This is a genomic window from Verrucomicrobiota bacterium, from assembly GCA_027622555.1.
Taxonomy (GTDB): Bacteria; Verrucomicrobiota; Verrucomicrobiia; order Opitutales; family UBA2995; genus UBA2995.
Window position 1 is genome coordinate 1 of record JAQBYJ010000150.1, and the last position, 10,717, is coordinate 10,717.

Here is a 10,717-nt window from a genome sequence, read left to right on the forward strand (position 1 = left end):
ATTTCTGGACTGGTTCCCGCTATGCCTGATGGGGGAGATCCACTGAGTGAGAATGAAGTGGATCTTGTCTTCGATTGGATCAACACCGGAGCTCCGTGGCCCGAAGAGCGGGTACTCAAGGACGATCCGCCGCGAGATCTCAATTGGTGGTCATTGAAACCGATTCAGAAAACGAGCGTCCCCGGAAAGCGAACCGATCACCCTCTGGATGCGTTTATTGATCAACAACTGCTGGAGAAGAAACTCACACCGGTAGGTGAAGCAGATCCTCGTGCATTGATCCGTCGGCTTAGCTACGACCTGACAGGATTGCCACCGGTCCCGGAAGAAGTGGAGCGATTTGTGGTTGATTATGAGTCTTCGAAGTCAGTCAAGACGCATGATGAAATCTGGCAGTCTTTGATCGATCTCTATCTTGATTCACCTGAGTTTGGCGAAAAGTGGGCTCAGCATTGGTTGGATCTGGCTCGTTTTGCCGAGACACATGGATACGATAAAGATAAGCTCCGCCTCAACGCATGGCCTTACCGGGACTATGTCATTCGCAGTTTCAACGAGGATAAACCCTATGGTCGTTTCGTCCAGGAACAGGTCGCGGGCGATGTGCTTTTTCCCGGCGACTCCGATGGAATCATTGGGCTAGGTTTCCTCGCTGCGGGTCCCTGGGATCACGTGGGTCATTATGAAGTGGGTGAGGACAAATTGGACGGTCGTATTGCCAAGCATCACGACCGGGATGAAATGGTGTCCGCAGTCTTCAATGTGTTTCAGAGCACCACCGTGCAGTGTGCCCAGTGTCACCATCACAAGTTCGATCCTATTAAGATGGAAGACTACTATCGTCTGCATGCGGTATTTGCTGCGGTGGATCGTTCCGATCGTATCTTTGAGGGGTTGACCCCGGAACAGACGATAGAGCGCAATCAACTCTTGACCCAGATCAATCGACTCAAGCGCGAGCATTACTATATCAATGACGACGTGGAGCGTGAGCTTACCGCTCGTGTATCCGGAATCAAACGACGGATCCGCGAAATCAAAGAGACTTACGGAACCGGAAATAACCCGCGCCTGGGTTATCGCTCGGGTGTAAAATCCAATGCAGATTCGGATACCTGGGTTCAGGTTGACCTTGGAAAGGGGACTTCTGTCACGCAGATTTTTCTCATTCCGGCTTTTGACGGAAAAAGTGAAAAGGGATACGGGTTCCCGCTGCAGTATCGTGTAGAAGCTTCGGATGATCCTGCGTTTGAAGAAAACGTGCGCCTGCTCATGGATGCGTCACAGGAGGATCAACCCAATCCGGGAACGGAAACGATAGCCGTTGATGTCGGCCCTCCCGCCATACGATACATTCGGGTCGCAGTCACACGGCTGAAAGAAGAGTCGGCTGGTCATCTGTTTGCATTGGGGGAATTGCAGGCAGTGGATTCGTTTGCTGAGAAAAATTTTGCATTTAATACAATGGTCACCTCCTCAGATAGTTTTGAAGAGGGCGAACATTGGAATCCTGAGAATCTGGTGGATGATGTGTTTTTTAGAGGCGATTTTGACCCGAGTGTGTTTGAGGAATTGCGAGCACTCGAAGTGGAACGTGACCGTATCACAGCGGAGATCCGATCACCTCAAATTGAGGCTCGAAGGAAAGAAGTTACAGCCGAGCTGAAAGTGCTGGAGGAGCAGTTGAAGGCCTATCAGTCCAAATCACTGGTTTACGCGGCCAATACCAATTGGGCGAGTGTGGGTCGTTTCTTTGCCACCGATGGAAAACCACGGCCCATTCATTTGTTGAATCGTGGAGACCTGGAATCGCCTGGAGAAGCAATGACTCCCGGTGCATTGCCTCTGTGGGATGGAGCACCGGAAAGCTTTTTTGAATCAGCAGAATGGAAGGAGGGTGAAGCCCGGGCGGAGTTGGCTCGATACCTTACACGAAAGGATAATCCCTTACTCTGGCGAACCATGGCCAACCGGCTGGTTCAATGGACCTTGGGAAAACCTTTGGCTGGTAGTCCTAACGATTTTGGACGAGCGGGTAGGGAACCCACTCATCCTGAGTTACTGGATTACCTGGCCACCCGATTACGTGATGATCCACAGCAGTCGATCAAGTCGATGATTCGCTTGCTGGTAAGCAGTAAAGCTTACCGTCGTTCCAGTGAGCATGTTCCAGAAAACGCCGCCATTGATTCTGATAACCAGTTTTGGTGGCGAGCCGATCGACGTAGGCTTACCGCAGAGGAATTTCGAGATTCCCTACTCGCTGTTTCAGGGGCGCTTAACCTGAAGGATCGTGGAGGACCCAGCTTCTATGACTTTGTTATCGAGAAGCCGCAGCACTCCCCCCACTACGAATATCACCTGCACGATCCCAATGATCCTAAATCTCATAGACGAACCGTCTATCGTTTTGTAGTTCGCTCCCAACCCCAGCCTATGTTGACCACACTCGATTGTGCAGATCCTTCCATCAGTGTGGCTGTAAGAGATGAGTCGACCTCCGCGCTTCAAGCCCTGACCCAGTGGAACCATACTTTGGTGGAAGCCATGGCTAAAAGGTTTGGTGAGCGACTTTTAGAAGCGCCGGAAAAATCAACGGAAGCGCTTGTCAATCGGGCGACAGCCTTGGCGCTGGGGCGGCCGCCCAACCAGAATGAGTCAAAACTGCTTGGCGAGCATTATGAGACCCACGGAGCTGCCAGCTTGGCCCGCGTCCTCTTTAATCTGAACGATTTTACCTATTTGGACTAACATGAACCGTAGATCTTTCATTGGAACGATGGGCAGTATGGCCCTTGGAAGTATGTTTTGCCGCGATGGATTGCTCGGAGCTCCAGGCCTGGTTCAGCCTCTCCACCATAAACCCCGAGCCAAACGGGTCATACAGTTGTTTATGGCCGGTGCTACCAGCCATGTGGACACCTTTGATTACAAGCCCCTGTTAGCTCAACGCGACGGTCAGCCCTGGGATCCAGGTGAGGCGGTCGAGCTTTTTCAGAGTCGACCTGGGGCCACTTTTGCCAGTCCGTGGAATTTCAACCCGTATGGTCAAAGTGGGAAAATGCTTAGCGATATCGTCGCTCCGCTTGGCGAGGTCGCAGATGATATGACTTTCATTCACAACCTGGTTGGTAAAACAGGGGTACATAGTCAGGCGACTTTGCTGCAAACAACCGGTTTTAATTTCGCGGGATTCCCCAGCGCTGGCTCCTGGGTATCTTACGCCTTGGGAAGCGAGAATGATGATTTACCAACCTTTGTTGTCCTTCCCGATCATCGCGGGTTTGCCTCCAATGGTGCGAAAAACTGGGGAACGGGATTTCTTCCAGCCCAACATCAAGGAACCCTTATCCGGCCGGGAAATAAAACGCCCATTACCGATCTTCACTCACCAGAGAGTTCCTTTATTACACCAGAGAGTGATCAGGCTGGCCTGGATTTACTTAAGCGATTGAACACTGCGCACGCTGAGGAACGCCCAGGAGACAATCGCTTGTCGGCGCGGGTAAATGCATACGAGCTAGCCGGTGCCATGCAGTTGAGTGCGACCGATGCCCTGGATGTGTCGCAAGAACCTCAATACATCAAAGACATGTATGGACTCGCCCCGGAAGGGCCGGGTGTAAATGACAGTATTCTCAACACCAAAGCCGAAACCGAATTCTTTGGCCGTAAATGTTTGGTCGCACGTCGGCTACTCGAACGAGGTGTTCGTTTTGTCCAGATCTGGAGTGGCAACGACAATGGATTTCCTCGTCGCAATTGGGACAGTCATGAAAATCTGAAACGCGACCATGAGCCGCTCGCCTTAGGTATGTCTCATGGCACGGCGGCACTCATCAAAGACCTCAAACAACGAGGGATGCTCGAAGACACCATCATTCTTTGGACCACTGAGTTTGGCCGCATGCCTTGTTCGCAAGGAAGCGCTGGGCGTGATCACAATCCCTTTGTATTCACCAACTGGATGTGTGGTGGTGGGTTAAGGCCTGGTACTTATGGTCAGAGTGATGAATGGGGGTATAAGCCGCAGGATCGGAGTAATTACACTACCGTCTATGACATTCATGCCACGATTCTTCACCAGTTAGGTATCGATCACGAAAAACTGACCGTGCGTAATAACAGCATCGATCGACGCCTGACCGATGTGCATGGTCACTTGTTGTCGGATATGATTTGATGTTTAAGGGTGTAAAAAGTGGTCGATGTTCCAAGTTCATATCCAGAGATATACAGATCGAAAATGGATATTTCTTTTCTTTGGTTTTCGCATTTGGAATTAATCATACCTGCGTTGAGCTTGAACAAGAACCCGGAGCTATCCATCAAAGGATAATGCGCGAGCTCAGTTCGTTTGCCGCGTCACTCAATATTGGAAGCATCTTTTCCAGCATTTCCTCTTCGCTGACCAGCGGCGCTTGAAGGCCAATATTCATAGCTGCGACGACAGATCCATTCTGGTCTCGTACCGGTGTTGCCAGTGATCGCAGGCCGATCTCCAGCTCCTCATTTATCATCGCGTATCTTTGACGATGTACACTTTTCAGGATTTTTATGAGTTCGTTAATGTCGGTGACAGTATATTTCGTCGGAGCGACCATCTTGGTGTTTTTCAGTAGTTCTCTTTGTCCCTTGGACGGAAGATCGGCGAGCAGAACCCTACCCAAAGATGTGCAATAGGCTGGCAAGTGACTGCCGATCCCTAAGGATACTGTCATAACCCGCCGGGCTGCAGATCGGGCGACGTAAACGACGTCGCTGCCGTCGAGAACCGCTATTGAGCAGGACTCCCCAGTCTGTTCCTTTACCCGGTCCAGATACTCCTGGGCGATCGAAAGGAGCGGATTCGCTGTAAAGTAGGTTTGGCTCAAAGAGAGAATCTTCGGTTTCAGGTAGTAGCCGTCTTCCGCTTGCTGAACATAGCCGAGCTCAGAGAGGGTGTACAAGCAACGGCTCACAACTGCCCGGGATAAGCCCGTACGCTTGCTGATTGTCGATGCCCTCAATCCGGTGGCGCTGTTTTGAAAGGAAGAAAGTACTTCAATTCCTCGAGCCAGGGATGTCATGAAATTCGGGTCGCCCGACCGGAATAAAGCTGGATTTCGGTGCTGCATAGATTGTTGACTTTCAGAGTAAATCAATCAAATGTTCGATAATCGAACAAAAGTCAAACAACGAATGCCTGAATTCAAATCATTACCGGATGCGATCATTACCCATGTTGTCAATGGGGCGACGGTGTGTTTGGAGGGATTCACCCACTTGATTCCCTTCGCGGCCGGGCACAACCCCCACCTCTGCGGCTGCGCCGCTAAAAAGCAAATTCCTATCAATACAACCCCCACCTCTGCGGCTGCGCCGCTAAAAAGCAAATTCCTATCAACAATAGCGACTGGTTGGCTTAGGAAAAAGCTACCGCTACGCAGGCTACAAGCACGGCCGAAGCTGGGCAGGATTTAGGTAAGGGATCTCGGATCTTCAGGTGCATGGCAATGGCCCCTGCCATGAGAAGGGCCATGCTGATTGCGGTCGTTTTTGTAATGTCTGGTATCCAGACTCCAGCCACCAAAAGGAGTGCCAGAGATATTTTCGTCCACTTGATCACTTCCATGAACCAAAGTGGCAACCCGTAGTTGCGGAACTCGTGGCGCATGGAATCAGCGTCGCCCCCGCGCCATGGAGTTGGCTTTTCCCGGCGGAGAGTCCACACGTTAAGGACTAAAAGTCCGACCAGTATTTGTAGTAACGAAAGGATGATTTCCATGAGTCGTTGTCGGCGGGTTAGTCTTCCTCTTCGATGGATGTTTCGGTGTGAGATGTGTTTTTGAATAACCCGATTAACACGCCATAGACCCCACCGAGGAAGATGAAGGTTACAACGCAGCCAGCTACTAATATTAGTTGATCATCCATGACGTCGTCCGGCTAAAATTAATGCTCCAGCTGAGCAGATAGAGGGAACCCAGACTCCGACGAAGAGCCCTTCCTCGCGGTTGCCTGTGAACCATAGCGTCACAGATAGCAGGAATGAGAGAAATGCTGCCAGTAAGAAGAAGGCTTTCGCTAGCCCGTATCCCGCAAGGAGCGCCCGTAGGAGCGATTTTCGCTTTGATTTACTTTTGGTAGACATAATGAATAAAATCTAAATGGGTGATATAGTTTAAATGAATTACTGATGAGCAGTAGTAATTGATTCATTTATTAGGTAAAGCAAGGAATGGATTTAAAATGAATCATTAATAATAGATTCATATATGATTCAATTGTGTAGAGCGTGCGTTGGACAGAACATTTGGGCCGACGAAGTTAAATGCGTTTCTTGCACTGATGGGGGCCTTGAGACCTCTCTCAGCTTATGACCGTTATGGGGATTTTGAGATTAACGAAGTATCGGTTGAAGAGAATACATGGATGAAGGGAGTTGTCTTAAGGATCTAAATATTCCAGAAGAAGGCCTGTTGGTGTTGGGGCCTATTCGTGATGACGGTGATTATCTGGGAGTACCTCGCGGGGGCTACTAGATTAGAGATTCAGAACATTTGATCATTTTCGGAAAACCGGCGCGGATCCGGGGGCTTTGTGAACGAGATGATGCGCTCGAAGGAGAGGTGGCACATGATAAATCGGTGATCGAGCATAAGGACGATCTCGAGGAGCAGGACGAGCGAGCTATGGGCGATGGCAAGGACTAGCCGTCCATAAGTCTTGCTACAGCCTGATCAAAGGGTGATTGGCTATTTGAAAGTCTTTCTTTTACTGCCATCTGATCGTTCGCCGATTTGTTCTGGTTCAATTTGAACTTCGCTTCGATATTTGATATGCGGATTTTGAAGAATACAATGGAGGAGAAAAGCTTCATCAACTGTTCGTTTTCTTCATCGAGAAACCAGGGTTCAGGGAATGCGGACTCGTTTGCCCGTAACAAAGAGTGCATGAATGTTTTCTGTTCCTCAATATCATCGATAAGTTCGATGATACCATCAATAGAAACAGCCGTGTAATTCCAAGTGGGTACGTTTATATCTGATTTGTAGAAGGTGGGCGATATGTAGCAGTGAGGGCCATGGAAGATCACTTTTGTGTGCGCATTCGCTTTCCACGCCTTCCAATGATCGTTCGCACGAGCGAGGTGGCCCAGTAAATAGTTGCCGTCTTCTGACAGCAGGAATGGTGTGTGGGTGTCTTGAATAGCGTTGCCGTCGACCGATGATACGAGAATCCCAAAACTGTTTTCTGCGATGAATTTCCGGATGAGATCCGGATCATCGACCTTGAATGCAGGAGGCGTGTACATACCTTAACCTGGAGTTTCCGGGAATCTACTTAGCGATTCTTTTATTTCCCTTCTGCCGCCCATTGTTTCATGGTGGCTATGTTTCTTTGAAGTATTCTTCCTTGCTCCGTATCCACGTTTCGAGACTTTAAGTACTCGGCCATGTCACTGTCGTACATGGCTTCGGATTCTGGACCTTTGTCACCGGTATCCACGATCCACTTATTCAGACGTTCCCTGTATCTTATCAGCTGTTTTTGATGGGCAGGGTTGTTTGCGAGATTGTTGATTTCGTGCGGATCTTTTTTCAGGTCGTAGAGTTCTTCTTCAGGACGGGTTGGTGAGAAGATTCGGTCCTGAATTTCAGTTAAAGTGCCCGCCTCGTGGGCGGATCTCAAAGCCTTCACGATACTCTTGTGATCTTTATAGCGATTAGGCTGCATATGAGGGCGCTCAGCAAGGAAATTGCGGATGTATTTATACCGTTGGGTTCTCAGGCAAACAACCCCCACCTCTGCGGCTGCGCCGCTAAAAAGCAAATTCCTATCAACCGGTGACCCAGGGCGGCACGCTGACCAACACGGAGAGGGATCTTTTTAAACAGCTCCAGTCAGAGATGGAGAGCTGCTCGACCCAAATCGGCCGAAAGACGGAGCAACTCCGCCTGCTTGAGGAGGACATTCTCGGGCTGGAGAAACGGATCCACGACATCGAGGTGGAGATCGAGAAGCTCTACGAGAAGCACCACGTCTCCAAGGAAAAGGCGGACTTCATCAACGAGTGTGACGGGATCGCCAGCGCCTTGAACCAATTCGTGGTGCGGCTGCGGAAGAACAAGGTTCACCTGCTTCAACAAAAGACATTTGAAATGTATCGGCAGATGTCCAGCCGCAGCGGGCTGATCAAAGACATCCTCATCGATGAACAACCCCCACCTCTGCGGCTGCGCCGCTAAAAAGCAAATTCCTATCAATCAATCTAAAAAGCAAATTCCTATCAATAAACCTTTTCCAACCGCCTCTTCTCTATCTCCATCAACCTCAACTTCGGCAACTAATTTTTTATCATAAGTTCTAATTTCAATATTTTCAGATTGTTTTTCAACCTTATAAGCTGGCGTTTCATAGCCTTTGTAAGTTCCTTCTTTTGGCATATTGGCACATGATTGAATTAAAACAGTTAGTAAAATTAAAATTGGAAAAATTTTCATATTTTATTATTAGTTTGTTAATATTTAGTTTTGGTAAAAACATCTTCCAAATTCTCACAATTAAACTTAAATCCGCCTTCCAATAATCTCTTTGGAAAAACTTTTTGACCATTTAAAAGCAACGCCTCACCCATTTGACCAAACAAAATTTTAACCGCTAAAGCTGGCATGTTAAAAAACGCTGGACGGTTTAGGATTTTGGCTAGAGTTTTGGTGAATTCTTGATTGGTAACTGGTTTTGGAGCGGTAAAGTTGAAAATGCCATTTAGGTTTTGATTCACAACTAAAAAATTAATTGCTGCCACCAAATCATCAATATCAATCCACGACATAAATTGTTTGCCACTGCCAATTTTTCCACCCAAACCAAGTTTGAATGGTGACAACATTTTTGCTAATGCGCCACCATTTTTTCCTAAAACAATTCCGAATCTAGTCAAGCAAACTCTAACTCCAAAATCACTTGCTTGATTGGCGCATTCTTCCCATTTTTGACAAAGATCGGAGGTAAATTCTTGCCCGGCAGAAGAATTTTCATCTAACTCTTCATCACCTCGTGAGCCATAAAAACCAATGGCGGAGGCACTAATTAAAGTTGATGGTTTGTGTTCCAATCTGGAAATTAAATCAATAATATTTTGAGTGCTTTGAATGCGACTATTAATCAAAATTTCTTTTTGTTTTTCATTCCATCTTTTATCAGCAATTGGCTCACCAGCTAGGTTGATGATGTAATTAATTTTTTGGGAATTTGAAATTTCTGCTAAACTTTCAACCACCCTCACCTTGCTGCCAAACAATTTTTCTGCTTTGTTTTTGTTGCGAGTTAGAACAATAATTTTTTGTTGATTTTGCAAAAGATTAGCAATCAATTTCTTGCCCACAAAACCAGTTCCACCAGTGATTAAATAGCTCATTATATTTTGATTTTAGGTTGTAAATTGGAAAGTCCACCATCAACACCAATTATTTGCCCAGTAATAAAATTGGCTTTATCGCTAAGCAAAAATTCAACCATTTGTGCCACATCTTCAGCCTTACCAACTCTGCCTAAAGCGTGCATTGCGGTCGAAAATTTTAGAGCGTTTTCATTGCCAGTAATTTTAGCGGTGAGTTTGGTTGCAATTAAACCAGGCGCAACAACATTGAAGCGTAAATTTTGAGCGGCATAAGTTGCTGCAGCTGATTTTGCTAAAGCAATTACACCACCTTTAGCAGCGGCAATTGCTTCATGATTAGCAACGCCTTGCATTGCTGCCGCAGATGAAAGAAAAACTACTGAACCACCATTTTTCATATATTTTCCAGCTGAACGAACAACTGCAAAAGCTGTGGTTAAGTTAGCATTTACAGTTGCCAAATATTCTTCAAAAGAAGTTAAGTGAGCTGGTTTTAAAATCACTGAACCAGAAAAATTAGCAACACCATCAACGCTTCCCATGCTTTGTGTGGCAGCGCCAAAAACATTATCAACAGCCGCAAAATCAGAAGCGTCTAGAACTGTGCCATCACAATTTAACTCGCTTTTTAGCTGATCTAATTTTTCAGAATTTCGAGTAGTAATAAAAATATTTTTGCCTTGCTCTTTGAGATTTTTGGCAGTTAAAAACCCAATATCACTGGAAGCGGAGATGATTAAATAATTTTGCATTTTTCTAATACCAACTTTTGATTATGTTGTTAATTTTTTCTTTCATTTGTTCAAGCCTTTCTGCCTGAGTTGCTGGATCACGAAGCGAAGTTCCAAGAACTTCGGCTTGGTCAAAACCCATAAAGCCAAAGTTGATTTTAGCCAATAATTCAATTGTATTCCAATTTGGATAATCAAAACCAAAACTGCCATCAGCATAGATTCCACCTGATCCTACAACCCCCACCTCTGCGGCTTCGCCGCTAAAAAGCAAATTCCTATCAATCGGACTTTTACTCGTCATAGAAGACCCCGATCCCTGGGCTCACGATACCGAGCCAGTCTTTTGGACGGATTGATCCGATCCTCCTGTAAAGCAGCCTTCCGAAGCCGGCTTCGCTTCCTCCTGTACGCGTCTCCTCAAAAAACGGGAAATCCTCCGCAAAATTGACTTTCCCCGGTATATTTCAGCATGAATCACGTTTCTATTCGCAAAGGCCGCTTGACACTAACCCCCAAATCAGACAAATGGCTTCTCTATGCTTTCAATTTTCACTCCTCCCCCTAAAACCCCCACCTCTGCGGCTTCGCCGCTAAAAAG

General features: G+C 47.1%; 12 protein-coding genes and 1 pseudogene. 4 read left to right on the forward strand and 9 right to left on the reverse strand.

All coding sequences use genetic code 11. The features are described 5' to 3' along the window. Both O3C43_22745 and O3C43_22750 read left to right on the forward strand, forming a co-directional pair. The coding region (locus O3C43_22745; GenBank protein ID MDA1069308.1) for a DUF1549 domain-containing protein at positions 1-2,751 on the forward strand (2,751 nt) is incomplete at its 5' end. 1 nt (position 2,752) lies between these two features. Next, positions 2,753-4,183 (forward strand): DUF1501 domain-containing protein, encoded by a 1,431-nt coding sequence (locus O3C43_22750; GenBank protein MDA1069309.1) that lies wholly within the window; start codon positions 2,753-2,755, stop codon positions 4,181-4,183. A 145-nt stretch (positions 4,184-4,328) separates the two neighbouring features. Here O3C43_22750 and O3C43_22755 read toward each other — a convergent pair whose 3' ends face one another. Further along, positions 4,329-5,117, reverse strand: a complete 789-nt coding sequence (locus tag O3C43_22755; protein MDA1069310.1) for a helix-turn-helix domain-containing protein — start codon at positions 5,115-5,117, stop codon at positions 4,329-4,331. A gap of 64 nt (positions 5,118-5,181) precedes the next feature. On the opposite strand from O3C43_22755, the pseudogene O3C43_22760 reads away from it, so the two are divergent. After that, positions 5,182-5,289: pseudogene (locus tag O3C43_22760) on the forward strand (CoA transferase subunit A). 115 nt (positions 5,290-5,404) lie between these two features. Here O3C43_22760 and O3C43_22765 read toward each other — a convergent pair. From O3C43_22765 to O3C43_22780, 4 genes are all read right to left on the reverse strand, one after another. Continuing rightward, the gene (locus O3C43_22765; GenBank protein ID MDA1069311.1) at positions 5,405-5,767 is read right to left on the reverse strand and encodes a DoxX family protein; all 363 of its coding nucleotides are present in this window, start codon (positions 5,765-5,767) and stop codon (positions 5,405-5,407) included. 17 nt (positions 5,768-5,784) lie between these two features. Next, positions 5,785-5,916, reverse strand: coding sequence for a hypothetical protein (locus tag O3C43_22770; GenBank protein ID MDA1069312.1), 132 nt, complete (start codon positions 5,914-5,916; stop codon positions 5,785-5,787). 775 nt (positions 5,917-6,691) lie between these two features. Then, positions 6,692-7,297 (reverse strand): FMN-binding negative transcriptional regulator, encoded by a 606-nt coding sequence (locus O3C43_22775; protein ID MDA1069313.1) that lies wholly within the window; start codon positions 7,295-7,297, stop codon positions 6,692-6,694. 41 nt (positions 7,298-7,338) lie between these two features. Further along, positions 7,339-7,719, reverse strand: coding sequence for a hypothetical protein (locus tag O3C43_22780; GenBank protein ID MDA1069314.1), 381 nt, complete (start codon positions 7,717-7,719; stop codon positions 7,339-7,341). Positions 7,720-7,829: 110 nt separating this feature from the next. Between O3C43_22780 and O3C43_22785 the strand changes: the two genes are divergently transcribed. Beyond that, positions 7,830-8,231 carry a hypothetical protein gene (locus tag O3C43_22785; GenBank protein ID MDA1069315.1) on the forward strand — a complete coding sequence of 134 codons (402 nt, stop codon included), beginning with the start codon at positions 7,830-7,832 and terminating at the stop codon, positions 8,229-8,231. A gap of 18 nt (positions 8,232-8,249) precedes the next feature. Here O3C43_22785 and O3C43_22790 read toward each other — a convergent pair whose 3' ends face one another. The 4 genes from O3C43_22790 to O3C43_22805 are packed head-to-tail and all read right to left on the reverse strand — an operon-like array spanning position 8,250 to position 10,420. Continuing rightward, positions 8,250-8,486: a heme-binding protein gene (locus tag O3C43_22790; protein ID MDA1069316.1), complete on the reverse strand. Its 237-nt coding sequence runs from the start codon at positions 8,484-8,486 to the stop codon at positions 8,250-8,252. Positions 8,487-8,503: 17 nt separating this feature from the next. Beyond that, entirely contained in the window at positions 8,504-9,403 is a 900-nt protein-coding gene (locus O3C43_22795; GenBank protein ID MDA1069317.1) for a TIGR01777 family oxidoreductase, read from the reverse strand. Beyond that, a complete protein-coding gene (locus O3C43_22800; protein MDA1069318.1) occupies positions 9,403-10,137 on the reverse strand; it encodes an SDR family oxidoreductase in 735 nt (244 codons plus the stop codon). Before O3C43_22800 ends, O3C43_22795 begins: the two co-directional genes overlap by 1 nt. Positions 10,138-10,141: 4 nt before the next feature. Next, entirely contained in the window at positions 10,142-10,420 is a 279-nt protein-coding gene (locus tag O3C43_22805; GenBank protein MDA1069319.1) for a hypothetical protein, read from the reverse strand. Positions 10,421-10,717: the final 297 nt, after the last annotated feature.